The sequence below is a fragment of the Microbacterium californiense genome, assembly GCF_047246625.1.
Lineage (GTDB): Bacteria > Actinomycetota > Actinomycetes > Actinomycetales > Microbacteriaceae > Microbacterium.
The window spans coordinates 183,517-198,748 of record NZ_JBFOKQ010000002.1 but is presented as its reverse complement, the minus strand read 5'-3'; the positions used below and the strand labels follow the sequence as shown (position 1 = coordinate 198,748).

Genomic DNA, 15,232 nt, shown 5'->3' with positions numbered 1-15,232 from the left:
GACGCGTCGGAAGGGCGCTCCTGTCGCGCGTCGTGACGAAAGGAAGACCGATGAGTACCGATATTCCCGACAACGCGGATGCCCAGGACGACGAGTTCCTCGATGACGACGGCGTGCTGTACGACGACGAGGTGACGCCCGAGTTCGGCATCCTCGGATTCACCCTCCGCGAGCTGCTGATCGTCTCGGTCTGGCTGGTGGCGTTCATCGTCTCGTTCTTCCCGCTGGCCAACGGCGTCTCCATCTGGGGCGCGGGGATCCAGTGGATCCTCCCGATCGGGCTGCCCACGGCGGCGGTCTTCCTGGTCGTCCTCCGGCGGTTCTCTCCGGAAGGCATCCGCCGAGTGGGATCGCTCGGGATCGACCAGTTCGCCTCCGTGGCGTTCTCCGTCGCCCTCGTCACCTGGCTCAGCGCTCTCTGGACCGCGGTCGCCGGCGCTCTCGAGTTCGGCATCTGGGTGCTGAACTGGGTCGGGGTGGTGCAGCTCGTCGCCATGCTGGCCCTCGTGGTGCTCACGGTCTTCGCCCCTCTCGTGCCCGGGCTCCGCGAGGACTTCCAGGGACGACTGGTCACGCTGGCCCACCGCAACGCGAATCCCGTCCGCCCGGTGATCCCTCGGCCTCGCCCCGAGCCGGCATCCGAGGCCATCGTCGCCGAGCCGACGTCCGTCAACTCCAGCGCCGACTCCTTCGCGGCCGCGTCCGACACGACGTCCGGTACGGGTGTCGCTCCGGCCCTCGCCGCAGACGATCGCTTCGACGACTCCGCCGTCGCTTCGTCGCGCGGGCATGCCACGGACGAGGTCGCCCGGTTCGATCTGCCCGAGCAGGTCCCCCTCGCCTCGCACGCCTCGGGCGGCGGGATCGGCACCGACGATCGCGCCTCGTCGGCAGACGACGATTACATGCCGCACTACTCCCGTCGCTCGCAGCCCGACGCGGACGTCTCCGACACCGGCGCGATCCGTTCGTTCTTCGAGGAGGCGTCCGTGTCGGATGCACCCGCCGACGCGCAGCCGACCGAGGTCGTCCTCGATCGCACGGACGAGGAGCGCGACGTCGACGCCACGAACCCGCGCATGCCCGCTCCCGCGACCCAGCCCTTCTGGATCCTGGCCCCGACGGAGCGCGACGTGCACGACGAGCGCGGCGAACCGGTCTTCCGCATCGGGCCGAGCGCCTGGGCTCTCGTGATCGAGGACCGCGGCGGCGCCTTCGTGATCCGTCACGACGATGGCCGCATCGGCTACCTGCACGACATCTCCGACATCACGAAGGGCTGAGGGTGCGACTCATCGATCTGCGGGGGCGCGAGCTCTCGCCGGCAGACATGCTCGCCGCCGTGCCCCGCGCGACGCAGGCGCGTGCCGAGGCGCTCGACACCGCCGCGCGCATCGTCGACGACGTCCGCCACCGCGGAGAGGCGGCATTGCGCGAGCAGGCCGCCCGGTTCGACCGCGTCGAGGGCCACGCGATCCGCGTGCCTGCCGCGCACCTGACCGAGGCCCTCGCCTCCCTCGCACCCTCCGTGCGCACCGCGCTCGAGGAAGCGATCCGGCGGGTCCGCCTGGCTTCGACGGCCCAAGTCCCGGCGGAGCAGGTCACGCAGATCGGCGACGGCGCGCGCATCGTGCAGCGATGGCAGCCGGTCGCCCGCGTCGGCGTCTACATCCCCGGCGGGAAGGCGGTCTATCCGTCCAGCGTCATCATGAACGTGGTCCCGGCTCAGGTCGCCGGAGTGGCGCAGATCGCGCTGGCCTCCCCGCCGCAGGCCGACCAGGGCGGCCGGATCCACCCCACGATCCTCGCCGCCGCCGCGCTCCTCGACGTCACCGAGGTCTACGCGATGGGAGGCGCCGGAGCGATCGGCGCGTTCGCGTGGGGAGTGCCGGACATCGGGCTCGACCCCGTCGACGTCGTCTCCGGCCCGGGCAACAACTACGTGGCCTCCGCGAAGCGGGCCGTCGCCGGTGTGGTCGGGACGGATGCCGAGGCGGGTGCCACGGAGATCCTCGTCGTGGCAGACGCCGCGGCCGACGCGCGATTGGTCGCCGCCGACCTCGTCAGCCAGGCCGAGCACGACGAGCAGGCGTCGGCCGTGCTCGTCACGGATTCGACCGAGCTCGCCGAGCGTGTGGAGGCGGAGCTCGACCGGCAGTCCGGCCGCACCCGCCACGCCGCACGTGTCGGCGTGGCGCTGGACGGCCCGCAGTCCGCGATCGTCCTGGTGGACGATCGCGCGATGGCGGTCGCCTTCAGCAACGCCTACGCGCCGGAGCACCTCGAGCTGCACCTCGCGGATGCCGAGGAGGCCGCGTCGGCCTTCACCAGCGCAGGTGCCGTCTTCGTGGGCGACCAGACCCCCGTGAGCCTCGGCGACTACATGGCGGGGAGCAACCACGTGCTGCCGACCGGCGGTCAGGCCCGCTACGCGCCCGGTCTCGGCGCCTACACGTTCCTGCGACCGCAGCAGGTGATCTCGTACGACCGCCGCGCCCTCGCAGAGGTGCGCGACGGCGTGGTCGCGCTCGCGAACAGCGAGGTGCTCCCCGCGCACGGCGAGGCGATCGAAGCCCGATTCTCGGAGTAGGTTGGACGGATGCACTGCCCCTTCTGCCGTCATCCGGACTCCCGCGTCATCGATTCCCGGACGAGTGACGACGGTCTCTCGATCCGCCGACGCCGGCAGTGCCCGGAGTGCGGCGGCCGTTTCACGACGACGGAGACCGCGAGCCTGAACGTCATCAAACGCTCGGGGGTCATGGAGCCGTTCAGCCGGGAGAAGGTCATCTCGGGCGTGCGGAAGGCCTGTCAGGGTCGGCCCGTGACAGAGGCCGACCTCGCGATCCTCGCCCAGCGCGTCGAGGAGGCCGTGCGTCAGACGGGCGTCTCGCAGCTCGATGCGAACGAGATCGGTCTCGCCATCCTCGGGCCGCTCCGCGAGCTCGACGAGGTCGCGTTCCTGCGCTTCGCGAGTGTGTACCAGGCGTTCGACTCCCTCGAGGACTTCGAGTCGGCGATCACCGATCTCCGCGCCGACCACCCGAGGGTCGCGGCCGACGACCGGTAATCTGGCAGGGATGTATCCGCTGCTCTTCCGCGCTGTCCTGTCGCGCTTCGACCCCGAGTTCGCCCATCACGCCGGCATGGCGGTGATCCGGGTCCTCGGCGTGCCGCCGTTCGCCGCGGCCGTGAAGGCGATGACCCGCCCGGATCCTTCCCTGCGCGTCGAGGCGCTGGGGCTGACCTTCCCCTCCCCGTTCGGTGTCGCCGCCGGTTTCGACAAGAACGCAGTCGGCGTGCGTGGGCTCGCCGCTCTCGGCTTCGGGCACGTGGAGGTCGGCACGGTCACGGCCATCCCGCAGGAGGGCAACCCGAAGCCGCGCCTGTTCCGGCTGGTGCCCGACCGCGCGGTCATCAACCGCATGGGGTTCAACAACAAGGGAGCGGATGCCGCGGCGCGTCGTCTCGCGCGGCTTCGTCGGGGCGCGCCGGATGCGGTCGTCGGCGTGAACATCGGGAAGAGCCGCGTCGTCGACGTCGAGGACGCGACGGCCGACTACGTGGCCTCGGCGACCCGTCTCGCGCCGCTCGCCGACTACCTGGCCGTCAACGTCTCGTCACCGAACACCCCGGGGCTCCGCGGGCTCCAGGCGGTCGAGACCCTGGCGCCCCTTCTGCGCGCGGTGCGCGACGCGTCGGGCCGCACACCGCTGCTCGTCAAGATCGCTCCCGATCTCCCGGACGAGGAGATCACGGCGATCGCCGAGCTCGCCGTGACCGAGGGTCTGGCGGGCATCATCGCCCACAACACGACCGTCAGCCGCGAGGGCCTGCGCACGGATCCCGCCGTCGTCGAGGCGGCCGGTGCCGGCGGGCTCTCCGGGGCTCCCCTCAAGGCGCGCTCTCTGGAGGTGCTGCGTCTCGTCCGCGCGGCGGTGCCCGAGGACTTCTGCGTCATCGCCGTCGGGGGAGTGGAGACGGCGTCCGACGTCGAGGAGCGCCTCGCCGCCGGAGCCACGCTCGTCCAGGGATACACGGCGTTCCTGTATCGCGGACCGCTCTGGGCCCGACAGATCAACCGCGGTCTGGCTCGTCGCTGACGACGCGCAGACGAAAGACGCCTCGGGCCCATCGGCTCCGAGGCGTCTTTCGTAGGACGGAGATCAGTCCGGGTACTGACCGCGCTTGACCTGGGGCTTCGGAAGGCGCATGAAGCGCATCTGCAGCGATCGCATCCCGGCGTACCAGCCGAGGCCCCGCTCCATGCGCTCCTTGCCGAACTTCGCCGCGGCCTTCCGCTTGACGCGCATGCCGAGCAGGACCATGCCGCCGATCGCGATCACGAGGTAGGCCATCATCACGAGGTAGGCGTAGAACGCGACGTAGCTGCCCGCCGGGATGAGAGTGGCGAGGATGACGAGCACCATGACGGCCATGACGAACTCGGCGGGATGCCAGCCGGCATCCACGTAGTCGCGCACCCACCGGCGCTGCGGTCCCTTGTCGCGAGCCGGGAGGTACTTGTCCTCACCGGCCGCCATGCCCGCCTGCGCTCGCGCACGGCGCTCGTTCAGCTCCGCGCGCGCGGCAGCCTTGGCCTCCTTGGTGTTCGCGACGAGCGGGCGACGTCGTGCCGCCTCCTGTTCCGCGCGGGTCGGCGTCCGGCGTCCCTTGCCGACGGCGGTCGTCTCGGGCGCGTCGTCGTTCGTCGATGGGGAAGCTGGAGTCGGGGCCACGGTGTTCCTCGGTTCACGGAAAAAGGGATCGCCTTAAGATTACTCGCATGACCTCTCCTGCAATTCCCCCCATCCGCGAACCGGAGATCCTGGAGGCGGTGGCGACGGGTCACCCCGCGGCGCTGTCGGATCTCGGGCGACTCGTCCGCATCCCCGGCATGGCATGGCCGGCGTTCGATCAGACGCAGCTCGAGCGGAGCGCCGAGGCGGTCGCCGCCCTCGCCACCGGCACCGGGGTGTTCGACGACGTGCGCGTCCTCCGCGCGGGCATCCCGGGGACCGAAGAGCTGGGCCAACCCGCCGTGCTCGCCACGCGCGCGGCCCGCAACGGGCGGCCGACCATCCTGCTGTACGCCCACCACGACGTGCAGCCCCCGGGGGACGACGCGTTGTGGGAGACGCCTCCGTTCGAGCCGACCGTGCGCGACGGGCGCCTCTACGGACGCGGAGCCGCCGACGACAAGGCCGGGATCATGGCGCACATCGCATCGATCCGCGCCGTGGGGGAGGTGCTCGGCGACGACCTCGATCTCGGGATCGCCCTGTTCATCGAGGGGGAGGAGGAGTACGGCTCGCGGTCGTTCGCGCAGTTCCTCTCCGACAACAAGGACGCCCTGCGCGCGGACGCCATCGTGGTGGCGGACTCGGGCAACTGGGATTCGGTCACGCCGGGGCTGACCGTCTCGCTCCGCGGCAACGCGCGCTTCACCCTGCGCGTACGGACCCTCGCCCACGCCTCGCACTCCGGCATGTTCGGCGGCGCGGTGCCGGACGCCATGATGACCACGGTGAAGCTGCTCTCCACGCTCTGGAACGACGACGGGTCCGTGGCCGTCGAGGGGATGACGCATCGGGATGCCGCGACGCCCGAGTACACGGAGGCGACCCTGCGCGACGAGGCGGGACTGCTCCCCGCAACCTCGCCGATCGGCGACGGCACGATCCTGAGCCGCATCTGGAACAAGCCCGCGGTCACCGTGATCGGCATCGACGCCACGAGCGTGGCCGCGGCATCCAACACGCTCCTCCCCGAGGTGACCGTCGTCATCAGCGCGCGCGTCGCCCCCGGCCAGACGGGCCAGGAGGCCTACGACGCCCTGGAGCGGCACCTGCGCGAGCACGCGCCCTTCGGGGCCGAGCTGACGTTCTCCGACGTCGACCTGGGCGACGGCTTCCTGGTCGACACGTCCGGATGGGCCGTGTCGCTGACCCGTGACGCGATGCGCGATGCCTACGGCGTCGCTCCGGTCGACCTGGGGGTGGGGGGATCGATCCCGTTCATCGCCGACCTCGTCCGCGAGTTCCCCGAGGCGCAGATCCTCGTCACCGGGGTGGAGGACCCGCACTCGCGTGCGCACAGCCCGAATGAGTCGCTGCACCTCGACACGTTCCGGCGGGCGGTGGCGACCGAGGCGCTCCTGCTGGCACGCATGAACGGGGTGCGCCAGACCCTCTGAGGCCACCGCGCACGGCTTTGCCGCGGCTCGCCTCGTTCCCGCGCCGCGACGGTAGAATCGGAGAGCAAAGCCGTGCGAGTGCGGCCCGTCACAAGGAGCGACATGAGCGACACCACCCTGACCTCACAGACCACCCGCGCCCACGGCGTCAGCCTGACCGACGCGGCCGCCACCAAGGTGAAGAACCTTCTCGAGCAGGAGGGGCGCGACGACCTGCGCCTGCGCGTCGCCGTGCAGCCCGGAGGATGCTCCGGACTGATCTACCAGCTCTACTTCGACGAGCGATTCCTCGAGGGCGACGAGACCGTCGACTTCGACGGCGTCGAAGTCATCGTCGACAACATGAGCGTCCCGTATCTCGACGGCGCGTCCATCGATTTCAAGGACACGATCTCGGAGCAGGGCTTCACGATCGACAACCCCAACGCCGCCGGCAGCTGCGCCTGTGGCGACAGTTTCCACTGACCCGGACCGCCTCGCCAACCTGCGTGGTTGGCATGAATCAGGTGTGAGGTTGCCCTAGACTTGGGTGTGCCCTGTCCGCAATCTGAAAGGTGCATCGTGCCCTCGAAACGCCGCCTTCGTTGGGCCGCACTCCCTCTGGGAGTCGTGGCAGCCGTGGCCCTGGCGGGATGTACCACCGCCGAGCAGCACGGGTTCCTCCCCGGCTTCGTAGACGACGGCACCGCCGCCACCAACCAGACCGAGCGGGTCTCCTCGCTCTGGGTCAACTCCTGGATCGTGCTGCTCGCCGTCGGCGTCATCACCTGGGCCCTCATGGCCTGGGCGGCGATCGCCTACCGTCGCCGCAAGGGCCAGACCGGCCTCCCGGTGCAGATGCGCTACAACATGCCGATCGAGATCTTCTACACGATCGTGCCGCTGATCCTGGTGCTCGGCATGTTCTTCTTCACCGCTCGCGACCAGAGCGAGATCGAGACGAAGTGGGACGACCCCGACGTCGAGATCACCGCGATCGCGAAGCAGTGGGCGTGGGACTTCCAGTACGACGCCGAGTCCGACGACGACACCGTGTGGACGATGGGCATCCAGGCCCAGCCCGACGCGGCCGGCAACATCGACCAGGCGCAGCTCCCGACCCTGGTGCTGCCGGTCGACCAGAAGGTCACGATCAACCTGCAGTCGCGCGACGTCATCCACTCCTTCTGGATCATCGACTTCCTGTACAAGAAGGACATGTACATCGGCAAGGACAACTCGTGGTCCTTCATCCCCACGCGTGTGGGGGAGTACGCCGGCAAGTGCGCCGAGCTCTGCGGCGAGTACCACTCGATGATGCTCTTCAACGTCAAGGTCGTCGAGCAGGACGAATACGACGCCTACCTCCGCGACCTCCAGGAGCAGGGCAACACCGGCGACATCACGGACGAGTACGACCGTCTCGCGAACTACCCCGGCACGACCGGGCAGAACGACTCCGAGGAAGGAGAGGAGTAAGCCATGTCGACCACTGAAGCCCCCCGCACCGACGAGGCGCACCGCTCCCGCCCCACCACCCTGCCCCCGCGCCAGGCCGCTCTGATGAGCTCGTCCCGCGTGGAGCAGAAGGGCAACATCGTCGTCAAGTGGATCACCTCCACCGACCACAAGACGATCGGGTACATGTACCTCATCGCCTCGGTGCTGTTCTTCCTCCTCGGCGGCGTGATGGCCCTCGTGATCCGCGCCGAGCTGTTCGCGCCCGGCATGCAGATCGTGCCGACGAAGGAGCAGTACAACCAGCTGTTCACGATGCACGGCACGATCATGCTGCTGATGTTCGCGACGCCGCTGTTCGCCGGCTTCGCCAACGCGATCCTGCCGCTGCAGATCGGCGCGCCGGACGTCGCGTTCCCGCGACTGAACGCCTTCGCCTTCTGGCTCTTCCTCTTCGGCTCGACCATCGCCGTCGCCGGATTCCTCACGCCGCAGGGCGCCGCATCCTTCGGGTGGTTCGCCTATCAGCCGCTCGCGAGCGCGACGTTCACTCCGGGCGCCGGAGGGAACCTGTGGATGCTCGGGCTCGGCATCTCGGGCTTCGGCACGATCCTCGGCGCCGTGAACTTCATCACGACCATCATCACGATGCGCGCCCCGGGCATGACGATGTGGCGCATGCCGATCTTCTCCTGGAACACGCTCGTCACCAGCCTCCTGATCCTGATGGCCTTCCCGGTCCTGGCAGCGGCGATCTTCGCGGCCGGCGCGGACCGCGTTCTGGGCGCTCACATCTACGACCCGCAGAACGGCGGCGTCCTGCTGTGGCAGCACCTGTTCTGGTTCTTCGGCCACCCCGAGGTCTACATCATCGCGCTGCCGTTCTTCGGCATCGTCTCCGAGATCTTCCCGGTGTTCAGCCGCAAGCCGATCTTCGGCTACAAGACGCTCGTCTACGCGACGATCGCGATCGCCGCGTTGTCGGTGGCGGTGTGGGCTCACCACATGTACGTGACGGGCGGAGTTCTGCTGCCGTTCTTCGCCCTGATGACGATGCTCATCGCGGTGCCGACGGGTGTGAAGATCTTCAACTGGATCGGCACGATGTGGCGAGGGTCGGTGACCTTCGAGACCCCGATGGTGTTCTCGCTCGGCTTCCTCGTCTCGTTCGTGTTCGGTGGTCTGACCGGCGTGATCCTCGCGGCTCCGCCGCTGGACTTCCACCTGAGCGACTCGTACTTCGTCGTCGCCCACTTCCACTACGTCGTCTTCGGCACCGTCGTGTTCGCGATGTTCGCCGGCTTCTACTTCTGGTGGCCCAAGTGGACCGGACGCATGCTGAACGAGCGCCTCGGCTACTTCCACTTCTGGATGCTGTTCATCGGCTTCCACATGACCTTCCTCATCCAGCACTGGCTGGGCGTGGACGGCATGGTGCGACGCTATGCGGACTACTCCGAGGCGGACGGCTGGACCTGGCAGAACCAGGTCTCGACGGTCGGCGCGATCATCCTGGGCGCGTCGATGCTGCCGTTCTTCCTGAACGTGTGGATCACGGCCCGCAAGGCGCCGAAGGTCACGGTCAACGACCCGTGGGGCTACGGCGCGTCGCTCGAGTGGGCGACGTCCTGCCCGCCGCCGCGTCACAACTTCACGTCGATCCCGCGGATCCGGAGCGAGCGCCCCGCGTTCGACCTGAACCACCCCGAGGCCGCGGAGTTCGCCACGACGGCTCCGGGCGAGCGAGAGGTCTCCTGAACCATGCGCGACAATGTCATTCTCTGGTGGGTGCTGACGGCGTTCTTCGCCCTCGTCGGCGTCGTGTACACCGGATGGAACATCCTCGCCCACCCCACCCTCCCGCTGGTCAACCAGATCGAGTGGGTCGGAACCGTGGCGCTGTTCTTCGCCGCGTTCATGGGGGCGATGGTGGCCTTCTACCTCGACCGGACGCGCAACGCGCAGGGCGGTGAGCTGCCCGAGGACATCCTGACGGCAGACATCGACGACGGTGACCCCGAGCTCGGCGAGTTCAGCCCTTGGTCCTGGTGGCCGATCGTCCTGGCCGCGTCGGCCGGAGTCTTCGTCGTCGGCCTTGCGGTCGGACACTTCCTCCTGCCGATCGGTCTGGGCATCTTCGTCATCGCCATCATCGGCTGGGTCTACGAGTACTACCGCGGCAACTTCGCACGCTGACCGTATTCACGAGAGAAGGCCCCGGGATCCGTCCCGGGGCCTTCTTCGTCGTCGCAGGTCAGGCGTGCGCGCGTGTGCGGATGCGTGGGACGCCGGTCAACGGATCGATCGGGCGCCGGTGCACGCCCTCGGCATCCTCGATCGGGTAACCCTCGCGCGCCCAGTACTCGAAGCCGCCGATCATCTCGCGAACCCGGTAGCCGAGCTCGGCGAAGGCCAGAGCTCCCTTGGCCCCGGCGTTGCAGCCCGGGCTCCAGCAATACACCACGACATCGGCATCGAGAGGGATCTCGGCCGCGGCGCGTGCGGGGATCTCGCTGTAGTGCATGTGGCGGGCGCCGGCGACGCGGCCCTGAGCCCACGCCTCGTCCGAGCGGACATCGATGATGATGACGTCGTCACCGGCCCTCACCGCCGCGTGGACGTCACTGGGGTCGGTCTCGCAGGCGAGCTTGGTGGCGAAGAAGGCAGCACGATCGATCATGCTCTCAGCCTAGAAGCGGCGGGACGGAATCACCGTCGCCAGGCGGACGCCGAGGACATGATCCCTGCCACTCTCACCCCTCCGCGGCAGTGACGGCCGCGACCGTCTCAATCTCGACCAACTGATCCGGATACCCGAGGGCAGTCACCCCCAGGAGCGTGCTGGGGGAGTCGTGTGCCCCGAACGCGGCTCGGACGACCTCCCAGGCCGCGACGAGATCCTCGCGCCTCGGAGAAGCCACGAGGATGCGACTGCTGATGACGTCGTCCAGCGAGGCGCCGGCCGCATGGAGTGTGCCGTGCCGACGAGAAAGGCCCCGTCCCGAGGGACAGGGCCTGTCTCGTGTGGGGGAGGAGCGGGCTACTCGCCGTCCTCGTCCTCCGACTTCTTCCGACGCGGCCTCTTCGCCGGCTCGGTGGCGATCACCGTGCTCGGGGTGTTCGGGGTCTCGTCGACGTGGTCCTCGCTGGCGGTGAGCGGGGCGTCGGGAGCACCGGCGCGCTCATGCGCGGCCTGGATCTCGGCGACCTCGGCCTCATCGTTCTGGGCCGTCACGTGGTGCTGATGCGCATCAGCAGCCTCGACCTCGGCCTGCGTGAGCGGAGCGATCCGATCCTCGAAGAACCAGCGCGACAGGCTCGAGCGCAGGTTCTCGGTCCAGGGGATGCGGCCCTTGTCGTTCGGACGAACGACCAGCGGCTCGTACCCGGGGACGTCGATGAGCTTCCAACGGTCGTACTGGTCGACCGGCTGGTGCACCTCGATGAACTCGCCACCGGGGAGGCGCACGATGCGACCCGACTCGAAGCCGTGCAGCACGATCTCGCGGTCCTTCTTCTGGAGCGCGAGGCAGATGCGCTTCGTCACGAAGTAGCCGATGATCGGGCCGAGGAACAGCAGAGCCTGCAGCGTGTGGATGACGCCTTCCATGGTCAGCATGAAATGCGTCGCGATGAGGTCCGACGAGGCGGCAGCCCACAGCACGGCGTAGAAGATGACTCCGGCAGCGCCGATGGCCGTGCGGGTCGCGGCGTTACGCGGACGCTGGGCGATGTGGTGCTCGCGCCTGTCGCCGGTGATCCACGCCTCGATGAACGGGTAGATCGCGACGATCACGATGAACAGACCCAGGACCGCCACAGGGGCGAGGATTCCGAACGACCAGGTGTGGTCGAGGAACACGATGTCCCAGTTGGACGGTGCCAGACGCAGCGCGCCGTCGGCGAAGCCGATGTACCAGTCGGGCTGCGTTCCCGCCGACACCGGGGACGGGTCGTAGGGTCCGTAGTTCCAGATCGGGTTGATCTGGAAGAACGTCGCGATCAGCACGATGGTGCCGAACACGATGAACAGGTAGCCGCCCATCTTGGACATGTAGACCGGCATCATCGGGTAGCCCACGACGTTGTCGTTCGTACGGCCGGGGCCCGCGAACTGCGTGTGCTTGTTCACGATCATCAGCATGAGGTGCACCGCGATGAACGCGATCACCAGCAGCGGCAGCAGCAGGATGTGGAGCGTGTACAGGCGGCCGACGATCGCAGTGCCGGGGAACTCACCGCCGAACAGCAGGAACGACGTCCAGGTGCCGATCAGCGGGATGCCCTTGACCATGCCGTCGATGATGCGGAGGCCGTTGCCCGACAGCAGGTCGTCGGGGAGCGAGTAGCCGGTGAAGCCCTCGGCCAGAGCCAGGATGAAGAGCAGGAAGCCGATCACCCAGTTGAGCTCACGCGGCTTGCGGAACGCCCCGGTGAAGAACACCCGGAGCATGTGCACACCGATGCCGGCGATGAAGACCAGAGCCGCCCAGTGGTGGATCTGACGCACGAGGAGACCGCCGCGCACATCGAAGGAGATGTTCAGCGTGGACTCGAGGGCCGCGGACATCTCGATGCCGCGCATCGGAGCGTACGCGCCGGTGTAATGCGTCTCGACCATGGATGCCTCGAAGAAGAACGTCAGGAAGGTCCCCGAGAGGAACACGACGACGAAGCTCCACAGCGCGATCTCGCCCAGCATGAACGACCAGTGGTCGGGGAAGATCTTGCGGCCGAGCTCCTTGACGAAGCCGGAGAGGCTGGTGCGCTCGTCGATGTAGTTCGACGCGGCGCCGACGAATCGGCCGCCCAGGGGCGCCTTGGTGTCCTTGTCCTCTTTGGACAGCGTTGCGGTGCTCAATGGCGCTCCCAGAAGCTCGGGCCGACGGGCTCGGTGAAGTCACTCCGCGCGATGAGGTATCCCTCGTCGTCGACGGTGATGGGCAGCTGAGGCAGCGGACGCGCGGCCGGGCCGAAGATGACCTTGGCGTGGTCCGTCACGTCGAACTGCGACTGGTGGCAGGGGCAGAGGAGGTGGTGCGTCTGCTGCTCGTACAGGGCCACGGGGCATCCGACGTGCGTGCAGACCTTCGAGTACGCGACGATGCCGTCGTACGACCAGTCCTTGCGGTCCTCGGCCTCGATCAGCTGCTCGGGGCGCAGGCGCATCATCAGCACGATGGCCTTCGCCTTCTCCTCGAGGTATCCGTCGTGGTGGCTCAGTTCAGCCAGGTCGGCGGGGATGACGTGGAAGGCCGATCCCAGGGTGACGTCCGCCGCTCGGATGGGGGTGCCGTCGGGGTCGCGCACCAGGCGCATGCCCTCGTCCCACATCGTGTGCTTGAGCAGGTGCACGGGGTCGCCGGCGTGCGGGTCGTCCGGGGTGGCGTGCGGCGCGAGACCGCGGAACAGCGTGACGCCGGGGATGATCGACGCGACCACGGCGGCGAACAGCGAGTTCCGGATCATCGTGCGGCGTCCGAACCCGGACTCCTCGTTCGCATCGGCGAAGGCCTTGACGGCCGCCTCGCGGGTCGAGTCCTTGCCTCGCGTGGGGTGCCGGTGCTCGATGTGCTCCTTGTCGGACATCAGGGCCTTCGCCCAGTGGATGGCGCCGAGGCCGAGCGACAAGAGCGCGAGACCGATGCCCAGACCGATGAAGAGGTTGTTCTGACGGATGTCGATGAGCGCGCCGCTCTCGATCGGGAACAGCATGTAGGCGGCGACCGCCCAGATGCTGCCTGCGAGCGACAGGTAGAACAGCGTGTAGACGGTGCGGACCGCGGTCTTCTCGACGCGCGGGTCCTTGTCGGTCATCCGCTCACGGTGCGGGGGCAGCCCCGGGTTCTGCACAGGGTCGCTGACTGCGACGCCCAGCCCCGGAGAGGGCTGGTAGGCCCTGTCAAGAGCCTGCGAGTCGTCGTCGTGTGCCATGGTGCTCCTCGTACGTTCCTCTTCGATGAATAAGCGTCAGTTGGACTTCGCCGTGATCCACACGGTGATGGCGACGAGAGCGCCGATGCCGAAGATCCAGACGAACAGGCCCTCGGAGACCGGTCCGAGAGAGCCGAGGTCGAAGCCTCCGGGCTGCACGGACTGCTGCTGGAAGAGCAGCGCCGAGATGATGTCGCGCTTGTCCTCGTCCGACAGGTTCATGTCGCCGAAGACGGGCATGTTCTGCGGGCCGGTGACCATGGCGGCGTAGATGTGGAGCGCGCTCGTCTCCTTGATCGACGGCGCGTACTTGCCTTCGGTGAGAGCACCACCGGCGGCGGCGACGTTGTGGCACATCGCGCAGTTGACGCGGAAGAGCTCGGCGCCGTGGGAGACGTCGCCCTCTCCGTCGAGGATCCGCTCCTCCGGGAAGGTCGGGCCGGGGGCCTCCGACTGCACGTAGGCCGACATCGCGAGGACCTGCTCCTCGGTGAACTGCGGCTCCTTCTGCGGGGCCTGCGGACCCTGCATCTGCAGCGGCATGCGTCCGGTGGACACCTGGAACTCCACGGCCAGCTCGCCCACGCCGTAGAGGCTCGGGCCGTTCGGCGTGCCCTGCAGGTCGAGGCCGTGACAGGTGGCGCAGTTGGCCTGGAACAGCTTCTCGCCGTCCTCCACCGTGAGCTGCGTGGCCGCTGCGGTCTGCGTGTCGGTCGCAGCGAAGGCCGCGGACGCGCCGGCATAGACCGCACCGGTGATCATCAGGCCTGCTCCGATCAGGGCCGCCGCTGCCAGGGGGCTGCGACGACCGCCAGAACGGCGCTTCTTCTCTCGTGCCATCTCGGGGATCAGCTCCGCTCTTATTTCAGGAAGTAGATAACGACGAACAGCACGATCCAGACGACGTCGACGAAGTGCCAGTAGTAGGACACCACGATCGAGGAGGTCGCCTCCTTGTGCCGGAAATTCTTGACGGCGTATGCGCGGCCGATGACGAGGAGGAACGCGATGAGGCCGCCGGTGACGTGCAGGGCGTGGAAGCCGGTCGTCAGGTAGAACGCGGAGGCGTACGAGTCCGCATTGATGGGCATGCCCTCGGCGACCAGCTGCGCGTACTCCCACACCTGACCGGAGACGAAGATCGCGCCGAGAGCGAAGGTGAGGAAGAACCACTCGACCATGCCCCAGCCGAACAGGCGACGGCGTCCTGCGCCGTTCTTCTGGCCCTTCGCGATGCGGTACGGCTGCAGATCCTCGGCGGCGAAGACGCCCATCTGGCACGTGAACGAGGAGAGGACCAGGATGGCCGTGTTCACGAAGGCGAACGGGACGTTCAGCAGCTCCGTGCGGTCGGCCCACAGCTCGGGGGAGGTGCTGCGGAGGGTGAAGTAGATCGCGAAGAGTCCCGCGAAGAACATCACTTCACTGCCGAGCCACACAATGGTGCCGACAGCTACCGGGTTGGGCCGCTTGATGGTTCTCGCCGCCGGGGCATACGTCGCTGAGGTCGTCACCGTTCCATTATGGCCGATTCCCGGGGGTGATTCTTGCACCCGCGACCTTCGATTCGCCTCGGTCCGGGTTAGGGGACCCTAAGAAAACACTGCGAATCCTCGGTGAATCCGCGGGAAACCGCGGCTGGGCGCGAGAGGACGGAGGAACAGG

The 15,232-nt window shown here is 68.2% G+C and carries 15 protein-coding genes and 1 pseudogene; 9 read left to right on the top strand and 7 right to left on the bottom strand.

From position 1 onward, the window contains the following. The first annotated feature begins 50 nt into the window (after positions 1–50). From AB3M82_RS12240 to AB3M82_RS12225, 4 genes are read left to right on the top strand one after another with little or no spacing between them, the layout of a single operon-like run. Entirely contained in the window at positions 51–1,283 is a 1,233-nt protein-coding gene (locus tag AB3M82_RS12240) for a hypothetical protein (protein WP_412958218.1), read from the top strand. Between the two features lie 2 nt (positions 1,284–1,285). Then, positions 1,286–2,590, top strand: a complete 1,305-nt coding sequence (gene hisD, locus AB3M82_RS12235) for a histidinol dehydrogenase (protein WP_412958217.1) — start codon at positions 1,286–1,288, stop codon at positions 2,588–2,590. A gap of 9 nt (positions 2,591–2,599) precedes the next feature. Next, a complete protein-coding gene (gene nrdR / locus AB3M82_RS12230; protein ID WP_412958216.1) occupies positions 2,600–3,070 on the top strand; it encodes a transcriptional regulator NrdR in 471 nt (156 codons plus the stop codon). 10 nt (positions 3,071–3,080) lie between these two features. Then, positions 3,081–4,103, top strand: coding sequence for a quinone-dependent dihydroorotate dehydrogenase (locus AB3M82_RS12225; protein WP_412958215.1), 1,023 nt, complete (start codon positions 3,081–3,083; stop codon positions 4,101–4,103). Positions 4,104–4,166: 63 nt separating this feature from the next. Here the strand turns inward: AB3M82_RS12225 and AB3M82_RS12220 are convergent, their stop codons facing one another. Next, positions 4,167–4,739, bottom strand: a complete 573-nt coding sequence (locus AB3M82_RS12220; protein WP_412958214.1) for a DUF3043 domain-containing protein — start codon at positions 4,737–4,739, stop codon at positions 4,167–4,169. Between the two features lie 47 nt (positions 4,740–4,786). Between AB3M82_RS12220 and AB3M82_RS12215 the strand changes: the two genes are divergently transcribed. The 5 genes from AB3M82_RS12215 to AB3M82_RS12195 all read left to right on the top strand — a co-directional run bounded on the left by AB3M82_RS12215 (position 4,787) and on the right by AB3M82_RS12195 (position 9,829). Continuing rightward, positions 4,787–6,196 carry a dipeptidase gene (locus tag AB3M82_RS12215; protein ID WP_412958213.1) on the top strand — a complete coding sequence of 470 codons (1,410 nt, stop codon included), beginning with the start codon at positions 4,787–4,789 and terminating at the stop codon, positions 6,194–6,196. Positions 6,197–6,298: 102 nt separating this feature from the next. Next, on the top strand, positions 6,299–6,661 hold the full coding sequence (erpA, locus tag AB3M82_RS12210; RefSeq protein ID WP_412958212.1) for an iron-sulfur cluster insertion protein ErpA: 363 nt from the start codon (positions 6,299–6,301) through the stop codon (positions 6,659–6,661). Between the two features lie 96 nt (positions 6,662–6,757). Next, positions 6,758–7,654, top strand: a complete 897-nt coding sequence (gene ctaC, locus AB3M82_RS12205; protein ID WP_412958211.1) for an aa3-type cytochrome oxidase subunit II — start codon at positions 6,758–6,760, stop codon at positions 7,652–7,654. A 3-nt stretch (positions 7,655–7,657) separates the two neighbouring features. Beyond that, positions 7,658–9,391 (top strand): aa3-type cytochrome oxidase subunit I, encoded by a 1,734-nt coding sequence (gene ctaD / locus AB3M82_RS12200; protein WP_412958210.1) that lies wholly within the window; start codon positions 7,658–7,660, stop codon positions 9,389–9,391. Positions 9,392–9,394: 3 nt separating this feature from the next. Then, complete coding sequence (locus tag AB3M82_RS12195) at positions 9,395–9,829, top strand: cytochrome c oxidase subunit 4 (protein WP_412958209.1); 435 nt, start codon at positions 9,395–9,397, stop codon at positions 9,827–9,829. 58 nt (positions 9,830–9,887) lie between these two features. Here the strand turns inward: AB3M82_RS12195 and AB3M82_RS12190 are convergent, their stop codons facing one another. The 6 genes and pseudogenes from AB3M82_RS12190 to ctaE all read right to left on the bottom strand — a co-directional run bounded on the left by AB3M82_RS12190 (position 9,888) and on the right by ctaE (position 15,081). Further along, positions 9,888–10,313, bottom strand: a complete 426-nt coding sequence (locus AB3M82_RS12190; RefSeq protein ID WP_412958208.1) for a rhodanese-like domain-containing protein — start codon at positions 10,311–10,313, stop codon at positions 9,888–9,890. A 73-nt stretch (positions 10,314–10,386) separates the two neighbouring features. Then, positions 10,387–10,605, bottom strand: a pseudogene (locus tag AB3M82_RS12185) (Rid family hydrolase); the annotation flags it as partial. A gap of 68 nt (positions 10,606–10,673) precedes the next feature. Next, on the bottom strand, positions 10,674–12,494 hold the full coding sequence (gene qcrB, locus AB3M82_RS12180; protein ID WP_412958207.1) for a cytochrome bc1 complex cytochrome b subunit: 1,821 nt from the start codon (positions 12,492–12,494) through the stop codon (positions 10,674–10,676). Then, a complete protein-coding gene (gene qcrA / locus AB3M82_RS12175) occupies positions 12,491–13,567 on the bottom strand; it encodes a cytochrome bc1 complex Rieske iron-sulfur subunit (protein ID WP_412958206.1) in 1,077 nt (358 codons plus the stop codon). The genes qcrB and qcrA overlap by 4 nt, the downstream gene beginning before the upstream one ends. A gap of 36 nt (positions 13,568–13,603) precedes the next feature. Then, on the bottom strand, positions 13,604–14,407 hold the full coding sequence (gene qcrC, locus AB3M82_RS12170; protein ID WP_412958205.1) for a cytochrome bc1 complex diheme cytochrome c subunit: 804 nt from the start codon (positions 14,405–14,407) through the stop codon (positions 13,604–13,606). Between the two features lie 20 nt (positions 14,408–14,427). Beyond that, positions 14,428–15,081, bottom strand: coding sequence for an aa3-type cytochrome oxidase subunit III (gene ctaE / locus AB3M82_RS12165; protein WP_412958204.1), 654 nt, complete (start codon positions 15,079–15,081; stop codon positions 14,428–14,430). Between the last annotated feature and the right edge of the window lie 151 nt (positions 15,082–15,232).

What these genes read in the sequence shown, in the direction of transcription:
- AB3M82_RS12240 (WP_412958218.1), top strand. Translation starts at nt 51, where the DNA reads ATGAGTACCGATATTCCCGACAACGCGGATGCCCAGGACGACGAGTTC.
- nrdR (WP_412958216.1), top strand. Translation starts at nt 2,600, where the DNA reads ATGCACTGCCCCTTCTGCCGTCATCCGGACTCCCGCGTCATCGATTCC.
- AB3M82_RS12225 (WP_412958215.1), top strand. Translation starts at nt 3,081, where the DNA reads ATGTATCCGCTGCTCTTCCGCGCTGTCCTGTCGCGCTTCGACCCCGAG.
- AB3M82_RS12215 (WP_412958213.1), top strand. Translation starts at nt 4,787, where the DNA reads ATGACCTCTCCTGCAATTCCCCCCATCCGCGAACCGGAGATCCTGGAG.
- erpA (WP_412958212.1), top strand. Translation starts at nt 6,299, where the DNA reads ATGAGCGACACCACCCTGACCTCACAGACCACCCGCGCCCACGGCGTC.
- ctaD (WP_412958210.1), top strand. Translation starts at nt 7,658, where the DNA reads ATGTCGACCACTGAAGCCCCCCGCACCGACGAGGCGCACCGCTCCCGC.
- AB3M82_RS12195 (WP_412958209.1), top strand. Translation starts at nt 9,395, where the DNA reads ATGCGCGACAATGTCATTCTCTGGTGGGTGCTGACGGCGTTCTTCGCC.
- AB3M82_RS12190 (WP_412958208.1), bottom strand. Translation starts at nt 10,313, where the DNA reads ATGATCGATCGTGCTGCCTTCTTCGCCACCAAGCTCGCCTGCGAGACC.
- qcrA (WP_412958206.1), bottom strand. Translation starts at nt 13,567, where the DNA reads ATGGCACACGACGACGACTCGCAGGCTCTTGACAGGGCCTACCAGCCC.
- qcrC (WP_412958205.1), bottom strand. Translation starts at nt 14,407, where the DNA reads ATGGCACGAGAGAAGAAGCGCCGTTCTGGCGGTCGTCGCAGCCCCCTG.